This is a genomic window from Arthrobacter sp. BC5, assembly GCF_056680255.1.
Map to the genome: position 1 here is coordinate 2,069,704 of NZ_CM155273.1, position 14,428 is coordinate 2,084,131.

Consider the following 14,428-nt stretch of genomic DNA (forward strand, 5'->3'; position numbering starts at 1 on the left):
CCGTGCCCGACGACGGGCGGAGTCCGCCGGCGCCACTGCTGGGATTGTGCCCCCTACCCCTTGCTAAGAAGGCTGAAGGAGACGACAGTGAGGTGGAAAACCTAGGGGAGGCCGATCATGAGTACTTCTGCGGAGCACGTATCCGACGCACCCGCGAGCACCGGCGAACCGGAGCTCAAGCGGGTCCTCGGACCGAAGCTGCTCCTCCTGTTCATCGTCGGCGACATCCTGGGTGCAGGCGTGTACGCCGTCACCGGGACCATGGCCGGGACGGTCGGCGGGCTGGTGTGGCTCCCGTTCCTGCTGGCCTTCATCGTGGCGACGATGACCGCGTTCTCGTACCTCGAACTCGTGACGCAGTATCCGCAGGCGGCCGGTGCCGCCCTCTACACCCACAAGGCGTTCGGCATCCACTTCGTCACCTTCCTGGTGGCGTTCGCCGTCGTCTGCTCCGGCATCACCAGCGCCGCCACGTCCGCCAACGTCCTGGCCCAGAACCTCTTCGGCGGGCTGGAGGTCAACGGCTGGATGGACATGCCGGGGCAGGGCGTGATCACCGCCGTCGCGCTCGGCTTCATGCTGCTGCTGGCCGTCATCAACCTGCGCGGTGTCGGCGAGAGCGTGAAGTTCAACGTGGTGCTGACGCTCGTCGAGGTGGCGGCACTGTGCATCGTGATCGGCGTCGGCTTCTTCGTGATGGCGCAGGGCGACGGCAACGTGGGCCAGGTCTTCGTGTTCACGGACTACCAGGACAAGGGCATGTTCCTCGCGGTGACCGCCGCGACCTCGATCGCGTTCTTCGCCATGGTGGGCTTCGAGGACTCCGTGAACATGGTCGAGGAGACCCGGAACCCCGAGCGCATCTTCCCGCGCACCATGCTCACCGGCCTCGGGATCGCCGTGATCTTCTACATGCTGGTCGCGATCTCGGTGGTCACGGTGCTGAGCCCTACGGAGCTGGAGGGCATCAGGGAGGCCGAGGGTGCAGCCCTGCTCGAAGTGGTGCACAAGGGGTCACCCGATTTCCCGATCGACAGGATCTTCCCGTTCCTGGCCGTCTTCGCCGTCGCGAACACCGCACTGATCAACATGCTGATGGCGAGCCGGTTGATCTACGGCATGGCCCGGCAGGGCGTCCTGCCCCGTCCGCTCGGCAAGGTCCTCCCGGTGCGCTGCACTCCCTGGGCCGGCATCGCCTTCTCGACGATCCTCGCCCTCGGCCTGATCCTCTATGTGACCAGCGATCCGGAGAGCAACATCGTGGCCAACCTCTCGGGCACCACGGCCTTCCTGCTCCTGTGCGTCTTCACCGTGGTGAACGTCGCCTGCGTGGTGCTGCGACGCAAGCGGGACGTCAACCGCAAGGTCTTCTTCACATCCCCCGGGCCGCTCCCCATCGTGGCCGCGGTGCTGTGCGCATTCCTCGCCGGGCCGTGGGTGGGGCGCGACGCCGTCCAGTACCAGATCGCAGGCGGCCTGATGGTGATCGGCGTGGTCCTGTGGTTCGTCACCTGGCTGATCAACCGGAGGACCAACACCCGCGCCGGGGACCTGACGGCGATGGACGGCTGACCGAGCCCTGCGCAGGGACGCTATAGCATCGCCCACATGGAGATTCTTCGCTACGCAGCGTTCACGGACCGCGCCGAGGGTGGAAACCCTGCCGGAGTGGTGCTCGACTCCGACGGCCTGACGCCGCACGAGATGCAGTCCATCGCAGCCCGGCTCGGGTACGCGGAGAGCGCCTTCCTCTCCCGCCGCTCCCCGGGTGGTGCGACTGTCCGCTACTTCGCGCCCGAGGCCGAGATCCCGTTCTGCGGCCATGCGACGATCGCCACCGGCGTCGCGCTCGCCGAGCGCGGGGGAGTCGGGACGCTGGCCCTGTCGACGCCGGTGGGTCCGCTCGAGCTCAGGACCGAGCGGGTGGGCGATCGCGTCGTCGCCTCCCTCGTCACGGTCGAGCCGTGGGTCGACGGCATCGGCGACGACGTCCGCGCGGAGCTCCTGCGGCACCTCCGCCTCGGCGAGGAGGAGGTGTCGGCGGACCTGCCCGTGATGCTGTCCTTCGCCGGCAACATCCATCCGATCGTGCCCGTGCGCGACGCCGCCGTCCTGCGGAGCCTCGACTACGACTACGAGGGGCTGAAGCACCTGATGTCCGAGCGGGGGTGGGGCGCGACGATCGCCGTCGTGCACCGGCTCGGTCGGGATGTCTTCGAAGCGCGCAACCCCTTCCCGCCCGGCGGGGTGCGCGAGGATCCCGCCACGGGCTCGGCCGCGGCGTCTCTCGGCGCCTACCTGCGTGCGCGGGGCGAGGTCACGCCGCCGGCCACCCTCACCGTGCACCAGGGGGCCGACGTCGGGCGCCCGTCGGTCATCACGGTGCTCATACCCGAGAGCGGTGGCATGACGGTCTCCGGCGGAGCGGTCCGGATCCCCGACTAGGTGGGCGCACAGGATCGCCGGCGGGCGCCTGCGTGCAGGACTACGAGCACGCGCCGTCCGGTTCCCGGCGGTCAGCCCCCGGTCGAGGCCCCCGGCGCCGCCGCCTTCGGCGCGGATCCGATGGACCAGACCCGCGGGGGCACCGCACCGTTGACCGAGTGGTCACCGATGATCCTCGCCTTGAAGACCCACGGATTGTGGTTTGCGGCGGTACGTGCGTTCCGCCAGTGACGGTCGAAGTTCTTCGCCGTACTGACCCCGGACGCCGCGAGCGCGTTGAAGACGTCCGACGTCGCCCGGGTGGCGAGCGCCGACAGGATCACCTGGGCCTTCGCGGTCTCGAGCTCGGCGACGTCGTTGCGCCGCTCGTCCTCGACCTCGTCGTCGAGGAAAGCGCCCTCGTACGCATGCTGCAGGGCCCTCGCAGCCCGCTCTACCGTCGCGTCGGCCGCGTACGCTGCCGCGGACACCTCGCCGATGACCTGCAGGATCTGCGGGTCGGCCGCGAACGACGACGCATTGCCGTGGCTGAAGATGCGCGTGCGGTTCCGTACCTCCTGAGCGACGTCCCGTTCCGCGGCCGTGATGGTGCCGGCGAGCACGGCGAGCAGCACCGCCTGGTAGAACGCCGTCTGGTACTTGAACCGCGTGTCGAAGTCGATCACGTTCTCGGCGTCCACCCCTGCCCCGTCGAAGGTCGACGTCCCTGAGCCGGTTGTCTGCTGGCCGAAGCCGTCCCAGTCGTCCGCGTGCGTGACGCCGGGCTGGTGGGTGCTGACCACGGCGATCACCTTCACCCCGTTGTCGGTGCGCTGGGCGAAGGTGTCGATCCAGTCCGCGAAGATGCTGCCGGTCGAGTAGTACTTGGTGCCGGTGATGCGGAAGCCGCCGTCGTTCCTGTCCGGGTCCGGGCTGACCTTCGTGATGACGTCGCCGATCGTCACACCGCCCACCTCCGTCCACGAGTTGCCGACCGTCTCGCCGTCCACGAAGCGCTTGAGCCACGTCTCGCGCTGCCGTCCGGTCGAGACGAGGCGGTCCTCCACGAAGGCGAAGTGTGCGCGCAGGGCCTGCGGGATGTTGGAGTCCGCAGCTGCGAGCTCGGTGAGCAGCCGGAACAGCTGGGGCAGGGATGCTCCGAAGCCGCCGTCGGCCACCGGCACCCTGAGGGCGCCGAAGCCGGCCTCGATGAGTGACCGGATCTCCGGTCGGGGCAGCTCGTGGTCGCGTTCCCGGCGGGAGGCGCCCTCGGCGATCCTCGCGAAGAGGGGACGGAAGCGGGCGGCCAGGAGTTCGTAGTCCGCGTCGGCGGTAGGAGGAGTGTGCGTCAGGGTGGTCATGATGGACCTTTCCGGGAGGGATGGCGACGGATGGGGACGGAGAGGACAGGTGGAGGGCGCAGGTGGGCGGAACGGTGGAGTATCAGGCGGAGACCGGGACGCGGGGTACGACGGCGGGTGCGGGACGCGTACTGATCGCTGCGGCCGCGACGAACAGGACCCCCAGCGCCGCGGCGGCCGCGATGACCGAGGACCCACCGCTCGGCCAGGCACCGTTCAGGCCGAGGACCGCCGGGATCACCGTGCTGGCCGTCCCCACGAGGATCGCGCTCCAGCCCGTGATCCGGGTGAGACGGGCTGCGCCGCGGGCGAGCAACAGGAAGAAGAGCGCCCAGAGCACCGCCCAGCTGAGCCACAGCACCGAACTGAGGGGATCGCTGCCGGCCGACGTGCCGGCGAAGACGAGGGCCAGCACGGCGACGAACCCGCAGAACCAGCCGACGCCGGCGGATCCGAGGCCGGCCACCGAGCTCAGGCCCACGTACAGGTAGGTGAGTCCGAAGAGGACGATCCCGCCGGCCGAACCGGCGGTGCCGGGCCCACCGGCCGACGCGATGAGCAGCGCGACGACCAGTTGCAGTGTGCCGATGGCGAGGTTGAAGAAACCGGAATCGCGTGGCGTCACCCGGCCCAGGAGAGTGAGGCCGTTGATCAGGAGGGCTGCACCGGAGAGCAGGAGGCAGATGTACGACATGGGTGTCCCATCGACGGGACGCGGACCCGCAGGTACGCGCCGTGCTTGCCCCGAAGCGGTCCGTACGGGGCCTGATCCTCACCTGGGGCACCCCACCACGGAGGGGGTTGCCGCCCGACGAGCCAGGGCTTCGCGTCGGGACTCTTGATCTGTGGTGCCCACACTAGGTGGTCCAGGGGGCCGGGGACAGGGATGCGACGGCGGATAACGCCCAGTGACGCCCGGTGACGCCCAACGACCTTCCGTTGTCGGACCCGGCAGCGGGCGACGCGGAGGTCAGGTCACGGCCGGTAGCCGAAGGCCGCCAGTCCGAGGTCGGGGTGGGCCTGGAAGCCCAGCGAACGATAGAACGGGTGCGACCGCGCCCCGTCCTCGGAACCGTCCGCGTCGGTACTGAGTGCCACGAACATGCAGTGGCCGTAGCGCGAACGGACCTCGTGCATCAGGGCACGGCCGACCCCACGGCGCTGCGCCCCGGGGTGCACGAGGATGTCCTGGACGTAGCAGATGGACTCTCCGTCCGAGACGGTGCGTGCGAGGCCGAGGAGGCTGCCGTCCTCGTCCCGCGCGACAAGAACGAGGTGTGATCCGGCAAGGCTGCGCCGTAGCCTGTCGGGATCGCGGGTGTAGGCGGTCCACCCGACCGATTCGTACAGGGCGAGCGCTTCCGCAAGGGGCGGGATCTGCCCGGCGATGATGTCCACCTCGCCCACCCTAGCCGCTGGCCCCGACTGCCCTACGGTGCGGCGATAGGAGCCGTCAGTGCCTTCGTGGCGGTGATCAGGTCACCGGGCGCCAGCTCGATGTCCAGCCCTCGCAGGCCTCCGGACACGAAGACCGTGGGGTGGTCGAGGGCGGTCGCGTCGAGAACCACGGGGGAGGGCCGGCGCTGCCCGATCGGGGAGATGCCGCCCAGGACGTACCCGGTCTTCCGCTGGGCGACGGCGGGATCGGCCATCGTCGCCTTCCTTCCGCCGAGCGCGGCCGCCAGGGCCTTCAGGTCCAGGGTTCCGCTGACCGGGACGACGGCGGCCACGAGCGAACCGTCGACGCTGGTCATGAGCGTCTTGAAGACCCGCGCGGGTGCCACTCCCAGCGCGGCGGCGGCCTCCAGCCCATAGCTCGAGACGCCGTCCTGGTGCTGGTAGGGCCGGGCGGTGAACGGGATTCCGGCTGCCGAGAGGGCGGCGAGCGCGGGGGTGCTGCGGGATCCTGTGGGTTTCCTGCCCACGGCACCTCCTCGGGGTATCACGACACCGAAGCGACGTCCCTGACCGCCACGGGATCCAACTCGGGGCGGCCCCAGGCTCCGGCGAAGTCGCAGGACAGGATGAACTCGGCCATGGTCGGGCCCGTCAGGACGAGCCCTTCGACGTAATCTACGCCGTCGTGCTGTACCGGTTCCACTCCGCGGGACTGGAGGGCCTCGAGCAGGACATCGGTGTCCAGGGCGTCTTCAGCCCGGAGGGAGCACCAGTACACGTACAGGCCTCCCACCTCGTCGAGGGTTGCATACGAGCCGTCGCCGGTGACGGTGGTGCAGTCGTGGAGGAAATTCTCGAGGTGCTGCGTCATGGTGTGTGTTCCTTTGCAGTGTCGGGAGCGGTGTCGGGAGCGGTGCCGTCGAAGGACCGGCCGGCAGGGGGATGTCCGGCTCGGCGCGATCGGCAGGCAGTGCACGCTGCGCTTGATCCGCGTCAGCCTGCGGGGATGGCAGGGGAGGGCGGAGGCGTCAGGACGCCGCGGGAGTGTGCTCGGGTAGGTCGTGCGGGCGGGACGGGAATCCGGCCGGCCGGGGCTGTGGAAGAAGGGCTTCCTGGTTGTTCATGGTGCACGCTCCCTCTCGGGGATGGTGCTCTGCTTTTGGGTACCCGGCGGACGAGCCAGGGTAACGAAGAGAAGAACCGAAGACAGCCGCCTTCTTCTAGACAACTACCCCCCACCCTACGCTTTTTCCGCCCGGCCGGCGCGGGGAGGCTCCGCTACAGTACAGATATGCCCTCGATCCGCACCCGGAACCGCCGGGCGACCATCAATGACGTGGCGACGGCCGCCGGCCTCTCGCGCGGCACGGTATCGCGGGTCGTCAACGGTGAGAGGTACGTGTCCGACGAGGCGAAGACCGCCGTCGAGGAAGCCATCGCCCGTGTCGGCTACGTGCGCAATTCGGCCGCCCGGAACCTGGTCACCCAGGAGTCCCGGGCCATCGCCCTGATCATCCACGAACCCCACTCGCTGCTGTTCGAGGACCCGAACATCGGGTCCATCCTCCTCGGCGCCAATGCGGTCCTCTCGAAGGCCGACTACCAGCTCGTCTCCCTCATCATCGACTCGGACCGCGACAGCCGACGGGTGGCCGACTACCTCCGCGGCGGGCTCGTGGACGGAGCGGTGATCGTCTCCGCACGGGCCTCCGACCCGATCGCTTCCGCCGTGCGGGACATCGGCGTCCCCGCAGCCTTCGTGGGACACCCGCCGGGGACGCCGGACCTGCCCTACGTCGCCATCGACAACGCCGCTGCCGCACGTGCCATCACCCAGCGTCTCGTGGAGACCGGACGACGGCGGATCGGCATGATCGCCAGCGCGATGGACCGCGATTCGGGGCACGACCGCTTCACCGGCTTCCGCGAAGCGCTGGGCGAGCGCTTCGACGCCTCATTGGTGGTCGAGTACCCGCTGTACACCTATGCTGCCGGGCTCGAGGGCATGCAGGAACTGCTGCACCGCTGCCCCGAGATCGACGGCGTCTTCGCCGCGTCGGACGCCGTCGCGGCCGGAGCCATGACCGCGCTGCAGGAATCCGGCCGCAAGGTGCCCGACGACGTCGGGATCGTCGGCTTCGACGACAGCAGCTGGGCCCTCCGGACACGGCCGCAGCTCTCCACGGTCAGGCAGCCCGCGGACCTCCTGGGTAGTACGGCGGCCGAGCTCGTCCTGGCGCAGATCAGGGGACTGCCGAGCCCGGTGCAGGTGCTCGAGACCGCCGTCGTCTGGCGGGATTCGGCCTAGCCCGGACGGAGTTCGACAAGACGGCGTTCGACAAGGAGGACTGCCATGTGGATCGGGTTCGTCGAGTTCGACATCCTGCTCGGAGACGTGCACTCGCTGAAGGGCAAGCGGTCCGTGGTGCGCCCGCTGGTATCGGACCTCCGCCGGACGTTCGAGTTGTCCGTCGCCGAAGTGGGGCACCAGGACCTGCACCGCCGGGCCGTCGTCGGCGCGGGGCTGGTCGGAGGCGATCGGCAGCACGTGGTGGATGTGCTGGACCGCGTGGAGCGATTCGTCGCGGCGAGGCCGGAGATCGAGCTGCTGAGCGCCCGACGGCGTCTCCTCAGCAGCGAGGACTAGCGCCGCGACGGCCCGGTCGGAGGGTGCGCAAGCGGGCAGGCGTGCACGCCCCACCGGGCGGTACGGCGACCCGGCTCAGGACCCGGCTCAGGACCCGGCTCAGGACCCGGAGGAGGACGTGGCGAGCCGGTGGAGAGCGCCGTCGTCGAACGCGTCGAGCAGTGCGCGGATGTCCTTGTAGACCTCGACGGCCCCGGCGTCGCGCAACTCCGCCTCGCTCGTGCCCCCCGAGGCCAGGCCGATGGTCGGGATCCTCAGTTCGGACGCGGCGAGAACATCCCAGACCGAGTCGCCGACGAACACGGCGTTCGCCGCCTCGAGGCCGCCGGCGTCGAGCGCCGCCCCGAGGATGTCGGGGGAGGGCTTGCTGTTCCCGGCGTCGGAGGAGCTGGTCGCCGCGCTGATCGCTTCGTCGGCGTCGATGATACCGCGGAGCACTGCGAGTTCCTGCTGGGAGGCGGAGGAGGCGAGGACCACCGTCAGGCCGTCGTCGGCGCAGCGGCGCACGAGCTCGCCGGCGCCCTCGAAGGAACGCAGGCCGGGCCAGTAGCCCGAGAAGATCGCGCCGTGCGTCGAATCGAGCTCGGCGTCCTGCTCGGCGTCACGGTCCTCGCCGAGGAGGTGTGCCACGAGCTTGTCCCCGCCCATCCCGATGGCCCGGTGGATCTCCGCCATGGGGACGTCGTGCCCGAACCGGCGAAAGGACTGCCACCACGCGATGGTGTGCTGGTAGTTGGAATCGACGAGCGTGCCGTCCACGTCGAACAGCACCCCGTGCCGCATGTCCGTCGATCCTGCCGATTCCGTGGTGCCGTCCGCCATGTGCTCTGCCCTTCGCTCGTCCTGATGCCTGCCTCTCCCGAGTCTAGGAACGCGGACACCGCCGCGGGGCGATGACGGTCGGGTTGCGGCCCGGCGGGAAGTGTGGCTCCCGCTACGGCAGCGTGACGGGTTCGACGACGATCGCCACGCGCTCGTCCCCGATGCGCGTCAGCACGAGTGTTGCCTTCCTCCGTCCCTTGCCCGAACCGGTCAGCAGCTGCTTCCTGACCTCTTCCGGCGTCACGGAGGTGCCGCGCTTCTTGATGTCGAGGACGCCGATTCCCTCGGAGCGGACCCAGGCCTTGAGCGCCTTGACGTTGTAGGGGCGCACCTCGAGCACCCGGTATGCCCGGGCGAACGGCGTGTCCGTGAACGACGGCGCGCAGATGTACGCGATCATCGGGTCCACCAGGTGCCCGCCGAGCTGCACGGCGAGGTCTGCCACGAGTTCGGCGCGGATGACGGCGCCGTCGGGCTCGTAGAGGTAGCCGCCCGGTTCACCGGCGGCGGCGGTGGGTCCCTCCCCGAATTCCGCGTCCGACACCATCTCCGCCGAACCCTGCGCGCCGATGACGAGGGCCGCCCGGCGCACGCCCTCCCGGCGGAGGGCGTTGAACCAGAGGGCCACCTCGGTGACGTCGCCGTCCACGGAGACCCACTGCGCCTCGCACGTCGACGGGATGGACCCGTGCGGCATCCCGGGGCCCATCTTCACGCCCACGGGCTTGCCGCTGTCCGCGAGTTCCTGGACGAAGGACAGGGGAGGGGAGAACGCCTCGGGATCGAAGAGGCGGGATGTGCCGGACGTCGTCGTCGTCCTGCGTGCCGGGTCGAGCCAGATGCCGTCGTACTCCGTGGTGTCCACGAAGGAGGCATCGGCGTTGACCACCCGGGCGTTGGGGAAGGGCAGCAGGTTCATGGTCGCGGCGGCGGCGGTCGCCTCGTCGAGCTCGACGGCGGTGACCTCGCGCTCGAGGGTGGCCAGGGCCATGCTGTCGGCGCCGAGGCCGCAGCCCAGATCCGCGATCCTCACGAGGCCTGCATCCACGAAGCGCTGCGCGTGGCGCGCCGCGACGGACAGGCGGGTGGCCTGCTCCAGTCCCGCCGCCGTGAACACCATGTGCTCGGCGAAGGGCCCGAACTTGGCGGATCCCCTGGCCCGGAGGCGAGATTGCGTGAGGGCGGCGGCGACGACCTCGGGAGGGTGGCCGGCCTTCCGCAGCTGCTCCGTGAGGCGCATGCTGTCGGCTTCGGTGTAGGGGCCGAGCGAGTTCAGCAGCTCCCAGCCCTCGGGGGTCAGGATGTCCGCGATGTTATCCGAAGCCATGCAGCCAGCCTAGGCGAAGTAGACACCGATCCTGTTGCCCCGGATCTGCTCCACCTGGATGTCGATGTCGTACACGTCGCGGAGCACAGCCGGCGTCATGATCTCCTCGGGCGTGCCCTGGTGGATGAGGGCGCCGTCGCGCATCGCCACGATCGTGTCGGAGTAGCAGGACGCGAAGTTGATGTCGTGGATGACCAGCACCACGGTCTTCCCGAGCTCGTCCACGAGCCGGCGGAGCAGGCGCATCATGTCCACCGAGTGCTTCATGTCGAGGTTGTTGAGCGGCTCGTCGAGCAGGATGTAGTCCGTGTCCTGCGCCAGCACCATGGCGATGAAGGCCCGCTGGCGCTGCCCGCCCGAGAGCTCGTCGACGAACCGGTCCGCCAGGTCGGTGAGGTCGAGATACTCGAGGGCGCGCTCGATGTGCTCGCGGTCCACCACGGTGGGGCGGCCGTTGTTGTGCGGGAAGCGGCCGAAGCCCACGAGGTCGCGAACGGAGAGCCTGACCGTGAGCTGGTTCTCCTGACGCAGGATGGACAGGGTGCGCGCGAGGGCGGGCCCCGCCGTGCTGACGTCCAGCCCGGCCACCTCCACGCTCCCGGCGTCGAGGGGGAGGAGCCTGCTCATCATGGACAGCAGCGTGGACTTGCCCGCGCCGTTGGGTCCGATGATCGAGGTGACACCGCCGCTCGGGATGGTGCACGTGACGTCGTCGACCACCGTGGCGGTGCCGTAGCGCTTGGTGGCATGGTCGATGGTGATCACCGGACGCGGCCTTTCAGGAGGAGTGCGAGGAAGACGATGCCGCCGGTGAATTCGATCACGATGCTCAGCGCGGTGTCGAACTCGAAGACCTGCTCGAGGACGAGCTGCCCGCCCACGAGGGCGATCACGCCGAGCAGGACGGCGATGGGCAGCACGACGGCGTGCCGGAAGGAGCTGCACAGCTGGTACGTCAGGGCCGAGACGAGCAGGCCGAAGAACGTGGCCGGGCCCACCAGGGCGGTGGAGACGGCGACGAGGACCGAGCAGATGACGAGGACGAGTGTCACCGTGCGCCGGTGGTCGACACCGAGACCCACGGCGGTGTCCCTGCCGAGGGCGAGGACATCGAGGCGGTGGCGAAGGCGCCACGCGGGCACGCACAGTCCTGCGACGGCGACCGCGGAGATCAGCAGGAGCATCGGGTCCACGCGGTTGAAGCTCGCGAAGAACAGGTCCTGCAGGATGATGTACTCGCTCGGATCCATCAGCCGCTGCAGCAGGGACGAGGCGCCCCGGAAGAAGACGCCGAACACGATGCCGACCAGCAGCAGGAGGTGCAGGCTGCGGCCCCCGCCCGTGAAGAGCCACCGGTAGAGCAGCCACGAGAAGGCGACCATCAGCGTCACCTCGACGGCGAAGCGGACGGGCGCTCCGAGCGTCAGGAGCGTCGAGGCCCCGAGGGCGAACGCCAGGACGGTCTGGATGAGGATGTAGAGGGCATCCAACCCCATGATCGACGGCGTCAGGATCCGATTGCCCGTGACGGTCTGGAAGAGCACCGTGGACACGCCGACGGCGACAGCGACCAGCACCATCGCCCCGACGCGGTTGAGCCGGCGGGGCAGGATGTAGGCGAGGTTGCCCTCGAGGCCGACGAGCAGGAACGCGGTGATCAGCGCTGCCGCGGTGATGCCGAGAACCACCAGCCAGACGGCCGGCGGAAGCGCCTTCACGGGCTTCCGACCGGACTGCACGACGGCGGTCGGCAGGGAAGTGGTCCTAGCGCGCACCGGCGTTCCTCCGAACGAGCAGCGTGATGAACAGGGCACTGCCGACGACCGAGACGATCACGCCGACCGGCACCTCGTAGGGGAAGCGGATGACGCGTCCGAGGATGTCGCACGCCAGGACGAAGCCCGCCCCGAAGACGGCGATCCAGGGCACCGCCCGGCGCACGTTGTCGCCGATGAGCAGGGACACGAGGTTGGGGACGATCAGCCCGAGGAACGGGATGGCACCGACCACCACCACGACGACGGCGCTGATGAGGCTCACGAGCACCAGCCCGAGGTTCATGGTGCGCCGGTAGTTCAGGCCGAGATTGGTGGTGAACTCCTCGCCCATGCCGGCCACCGTGAAGCGGTCCGCGCACACGTAGCCCAGGAGGGCGAGCACCGCGACGATCCACAGCAGCTCGTAGCGGCCGCGGATGAGGCCGGAGAAGTCCCCGATCATCCAGGTGTTGAGCGTCTGGAGCAGGTCGAACCGGTAGGCGAAGAACGTGGTCACAGCCGCGATGACCCCGCCGAGCATGATGCCGACCAGAGGGACGATCAGCGTGTTGCGCAGCGGTATCCGCCGCAGGACGGACAGGAAGAGCGCCGTGCCGGCCATGGCGAACAGGGCCGCGATCAGCATCTTCGCCACGATGGGGGCGCCGGGCAGGAGCAGGGTCGCCACGAGGATTCCCGCGGTGGCGGACTCCGCGGTGCCGACGGTGGAGGGCTCCACGAACCGGTTGCGGGCCATGAGCTGCAGGATGAAACCCGCGATCCCGAGCGCGACGCCCGCCAGGATGACAGCGAGGGTGCGCGGGACCCGGCTGACCAGGAAGGTCTGCCACGCGGCCGCGTCGCCGGCCAGCAGGTCGGCGGGAGACACCTCGGAGACGCCGACGAAGAGGCTGACGAGGGCAAGGAGCAGCACGGCTCCACCGGCCGGCCAGAGGGCGGGCGACCGGGTGGAACCGTGCTGCTGTACCGGCTTCTCGGGCCGGACGGAGAGTGCTGCCATGGGGCGCCTGCCGCAGGAACGGCGGGGCGGATCAGGCCGCGACGGCCTCGTTGACGGCCGACACCATGGCGTCGAGGTTGTTCAGGCCGTACCCGATGAGGTACCAGCTCGCGGAGTCGAGGTAGGTGATGGCGCCGTTCCTGGCGGCATCCGTGCCGTTGACGAGCTCGTTGTCCAGGACGGCGGATCCGGCTGCACCGGCTTCACCGACGGCGGCGTCGCGATCGATCACGAACAGGTGGGCCGGGTTGATCTCGGCGATGTACTCGAAGGAGACCGCCTCGCCGTGCGTGCCTTCGGTCTTCACCTCGGCAGCCGGCTCGACGCCGAGCACGTCGTGGATCAGGCCGAAACGCGATCCGGCGCCGTACGCCGTGACCTCGCCCGCGCTGGTCAGCAGGATCAGGCCGTTGCCCGCGGATGCCGCGGCTTCCTTCGTCTCCGCGATCCCGGTGTCGAGGGCGGCGAGGCGGTCGGCGACCTCGTCCTCCGCGCCGAAGATCCGGCCGAGGGATTCGGTGTGCTTCGTGAAGCTCGCGATCGGATCGGCGGCATCCACGCTGAGGTCGATCGTCGGTGCGATGTCGGAGAGCTCGTCGTAGGAGTCGGCGACGCGACCCGAGATGATGATCAGGTCGGGGGCCGCGGCGGCGATCGCCTCGAAGTCGGGTTCCTTCATGGACCCGATGTTCGTGATGTCCCCGCCCTCGTACGCAGAGAGCTGATCGGGCAGGGTGCCCTGCGGTACGCCGTCGACGTCGACGCCGAGGGCGTCCAGCGTGTCCAGGGCGCCGAGGTCGAAGGTGAAGACGGTCTCGGGGTCCACGGGGACGTCGGTGGTGCCCTGCACGTGCTCGACCGAGACGCTCGACGCCGCTGCCGGCTCATCGGCGGCCTCGGAGGAACCGCCGCAGGCCGACAGGGCGAGGGTGGCCGCAGCGGCTGCGGAAAGGACGGCGAGGCGCACGTGTGCCATGGGATGAACTCCGTGGAGGAAGGGCCGGGCTCGCCGACCGCCGAAGAAGTAAGGAGTGCCTTACCTCCTCGAATCTAGAGGGAAGCTCGGGAATTACGCAACCGAAGCATGATGTATTCGACGTGGTGTGCGTCACCCGGCGTCCCGGAAGTCGCCATGACTGGCACTCGCCTTGACCGAGTGCTAGCCGTTGCATACAGTCGGAGTTGGCACTCACTCCTCGTGGGTGCTAATCCCGAGGGAAGCGTTCGCCGGCACCGCGACGACGGTTCACGCCCAGCCCGACGGCCTACATTCCATTGGTATCGAACGCAAAGGAGAGCCCGAGTGTCGGTCTCTATTAAGCCTCTTGAAGATCGTATTGTTGTCCGCCCCCTCGAAGCCGAGCAGACCACTGCTTCCGGCCTCGTCATCCCGGACACGGCCAAGGAGAAGCCCCAGGAGGGCGAAGTCGTAGCAGTTGGACCGGGTCGCGTCGACGACAACGGCAACCGCGTTCCCGTCGACGTCGCCGAGGGCGACATCGTCATCTACTCGAAGTACGGCGGAACCGAGGTCAAGCACGGTGGCCAGGAGTACCTGGTCCTCTCCGCCCGCGACGTCCTCGCAGTCGTCGTCAAGTAGTACCCCGATTGGAAGAGCCCCGGCCCGCAGTGGCCGGGGTTTTTCTCGCTGCACAAGCCTGAAAGGAACCA

16 protein-coding genes and 1 riboswitch are annotated in these 14,428 nt (G+C 69.2%); of the genes, 5 read left to right on the forward strand and 11 right to left on the reverse strand.

Annotated elements, in window-relative coordinates:
- The first annotated feature begins 117 nt into the window (after positions 1-117).
- Together AC1MFI_RS09655 and AC1MFI_RS09660 are read left to right on the forward strand one after the other, a co-directional pair.
- On the forward strand, positions 118-1,572 hold the full coding sequence (locus AC1MFI_RS09655; RefSeq protein WP_479816462.1) for an APC family permease: 1,455 nt from the start codon (positions 118-120) through the stop codon (positions 1,570-1,572).
- Positions 1,573-1,608: 36 nt separating this feature from the next.
- Complete coding sequence (locus AC1MFI_RS09660; protein ID WP_479816463.1) at positions 1,609-2,445, forward strand: PhzF family phenazine biosynthesis protein; 837 nt, start codon at positions 1,609-1,611, stop codon at positions 2,443-2,445.
- 71 nt (positions 2,446-2,516) lie between these two features.
- On the opposite strand, the gene AC1MFI_RS09665 is transcribed toward AC1MFI_RS09660, so the two are convergent.
- From AC1MFI_RS09665 to AC1MFI_RS09685, 5 genes are all read right to left on the reverse strand, one after another.
- The gene (locus AC1MFI_RS09665) at positions 2,517-3,785 is read right to left on the reverse strand and encodes an acyl-CoA dehydrogenase family protein (protein WP_479816464.1); all 1,269 of its coding nucleotides are present in this window, start codon (positions 3,783-3,785) and stop codon (positions 2,517-2,519) included.
- An 82-nt stretch (positions 3,786-3,867) separates the two neighbouring features.
- Positions 3,868-4,479, reverse strand: a complete 612-nt coding sequence (locus AC1MFI_RS09670; protein WP_479816465.1) for an AmiS/UreI family transporter — start codon at positions 4,477-4,479, stop codon at positions 3,868-3,870.
- A 36-nt stretch (positions 4,480-4,515) separates the two neighbouring features.
- A riboswitch (SAM riboswitch) is annotated at positions 4,516-4,629 on the reverse strand.
- Positions 4,630-4,760: 131 nt separating this feature from the next.
- The gene (locus AC1MFI_RS09675) at positions 4,761-5,183 is read right to left on the reverse strand and encodes a GNAT family N-acetyltransferase (RefSeq protein ID WP_479816466.1); all 423 of its coding nucleotides are present in this window, start codon (positions 5,181-5,183) and stop codon (positions 4,761-4,763) included.
- A gap of 32 nt (positions 5,184-5,215) precedes the next feature.
- Entirely contained in the window at positions 5,216-5,710 is a 495-nt protein-coding gene (ybaK, locus tag AC1MFI_RS09680) for a Cys-tRNA(Pro) deacylase (RefSeq protein WP_479816467.1), read from the reverse strand.
- Between the two features lie 17 nt (positions 5,711-5,727).
- Positions 5,728-6,054: a hypothetical protein gene (locus tag AC1MFI_RS09685; RefSeq protein WP_479816468.1), complete on the reverse strand. Its 327-nt coding sequence runs from the start codon at positions 6,052-6,054 to the stop codon at positions 5,728-5,730.
- A 420-nt stretch (positions 6,055-6,474) separates the two neighbouring features.
- Here AC1MFI_RS09685 and AC1MFI_RS09690 point away from each other — a divergent pair, with 420 nt between their 5' ends.
- Both AC1MFI_RS09690 and AC1MFI_RS09695 read left to right on the forward strand, forming a co-directional pair.
- Positions 6,475-7,491: a LacI family DNA-binding transcriptional regulator gene (locus AC1MFI_RS09690; protein WP_479816470.1), complete on the forward strand. Its 1,017-nt coding sequence runs from the start codon at positions 6,475-6,477 to the stop codon at positions 7,489-7,491.
- 45 nt (positions 7,492-7,536) lie between these two features.
- On the forward strand, positions 7,537-7,830 hold the full coding sequence (locus tag AC1MFI_RS09695) for a DUF503 domain-containing protein (RefSeq protein WP_479816472.1): 294 nt from the start codon (positions 7,537-7,539) through the stop codon (positions 7,828-7,830).
- 99 nt (positions 7,831-7,929) lie between these two features.
- On the opposite strand, the gene AC1MFI_RS09700 is transcribed toward AC1MFI_RS09695, so the two are convergent.
- The 6 genes from AC1MFI_RS09700 to AC1MFI_RS09725 all read right to left on the reverse strand — a co-directional run bounded on the left by AC1MFI_RS09700 (position 7,930) and on the right by AC1MFI_RS09725 (position 13,733).
- Positions 7,930-8,652, reverse strand: coding sequence for an HAD family hydrolase (locus AC1MFI_RS09700; protein WP_479816474.1), 723 nt, complete (start codon positions 8,650-8,652; stop codon positions 7,930-7,932).
- Positions 8,653-8,764: 112 nt separating this feature from the next.
- Complete coding sequence (locus tag AC1MFI_RS09705) at positions 8,765-9,979, reverse strand: class I SAM-dependent methyltransferase (RefSeq protein ID WP_479816476.1); 1,215 nt, start codon at positions 9,977-9,979, stop codon at positions 8,765-8,767.
- 9 nt (positions 9,980-9,988) lie between these two features.
- Positions 9,989-10,744 (reverse strand): iron ABC transporter ATP-binding protein, encoded by a 756-nt coding sequence (locus tag AC1MFI_RS09710; RefSeq protein ID WP_479816478.1) that lies wholly within the window; start codon positions 10,742-10,744, stop codon positions 9,989-9,991.
- Positions 10,741-11,754: an iron chelate uptake ABC transporter family permease subunit gene (locus AC1MFI_RS09715; RefSeq protein ID WP_479816480.1), complete on the reverse strand. Its 1,014-nt coding sequence runs from the start codon at positions 11,752-11,754 to the stop codon at positions 10,741-10,743. The genes AC1MFI_RS09710 and AC1MFI_RS09715 overlap by 4 nt, the downstream gene beginning before the upstream one ends.
- Positions 11,744-12,757 (reverse strand): ABC transporter permease, encoded by a 1,014-nt coding sequence (locus tag AC1MFI_RS09720; RefSeq protein WP_479816482.1) that lies wholly within the window; start codon positions 12,755-12,757, stop codon positions 11,744-11,746. Before AC1MFI_RS09720 ends, AC1MFI_RS09715 begins: the two co-directional genes overlap by 11 nt.
- Before the next feature lie 31 nt (positions 12,758-12,788).
- The gene (locus AC1MFI_RS09725) at positions 12,789-13,733 is read right to left on the reverse strand and encodes a siderophore ABC transporter substrate-binding protein (protein WP_479816484.1); all 945 of its coding nucleotides are present in this window, start codon (positions 13,731-13,733) and stop codon (positions 12,789-12,791) included.
- A 327-nt stretch (positions 13,734-14,060) separates the two neighbouring features.
- Here AC1MFI_RS09725 and groES point away from each other — a divergent pair, with 327 nt between their 5' ends.
- Positions 14,061-14,357, forward strand: coding sequence for a co-chaperone GroES (gene groES / locus AC1MFI_RS09730; protein ID WP_055768411.1), 297 nt, complete (start codon positions 14,061-14,063; stop codon positions 14,355-14,357).
- The last annotated feature ends 71 nt before the right edge of the window (positions 14,358-14,428 follow it).

Bases quoted from the DNA above. Each gene is read 5' to 3' on its own strand.
- AC1MFI_RS09655 (WP_479816462.1), top strand. From the start codon at position 118: ATGAGTACTTCTGCGGAGCACGTATCCGACGCACCCGCGAGCACCGGC.
- AC1MFI_RS09660 (WP_479816463.1), top strand. From the start codon at position 1,609: ATGGAGATTCTTCGCTACGCAGCGTTCACGGACCGCGCCGAGGGTGGA.
- AC1MFI_RS09665 (WP_479816464.1), bottom strand. From the start codon at position 3,785: ATGACCACCCTGACGCACACTCCTCCTACCGCCGACGCGGACTACGAA.
- AC1MFI_RS09670 (WP_479816465.1), bottom strand. From the start codon at position 4,479: ATGTCGTACATCTGCCTCCTGCTCTCCGGTGCAGCCCTCCTGATCAAC.
- AC1MFI_RS09685 (WP_479816468.1), bottom strand. From the start codon at position 6,054: ATGACGCAGCACCTCGAGAATTTCCTCCACGACTGCACCACCGTCACC.
- AC1MFI_RS09690 (WP_479816470.1), top strand. From the start codon at position 6,475: ATGCCCTCGATCCGCACCCGGAACCGCCGGGCGACCATCAATGACGTG.
- AC1MFI_RS09695 (WP_479816472.1), top strand. From the start codon at position 7,537: ATGTGGATCGGGTTCGTCGAGTTCGACATCCTGCTCGGAGACGTGCAC.
- AC1MFI_RS09700 (WP_479816474.1), bottom strand. From the start codon at position 8,652: ATGGCGGACGGCACCACGGAATCGGCAGGATCGACGGACATGCGGCAC.
- AC1MFI_RS09705 (WP_479816476.1), bottom strand. From the start codon at position 9,979: ATGGCTTCGGATAACATCGCGGACATCCTGACCCCCGAGGGCTGGGAG.
- AC1MFI_RS09720 (WP_479816482.1), bottom strand. From the start codon at position 12,757: ATGGCAGCACTCTCCGTCCGGCCCGAGAAGCCGGTACAGCAGCACGGT.
- AC1MFI_RS09725 (WP_479816484.1), bottom strand. From the start codon at position 13,733: ATGGCACACGTGCGCCTCGCCGTCCTTTCCGCAGCCGCTGCGGCCACC.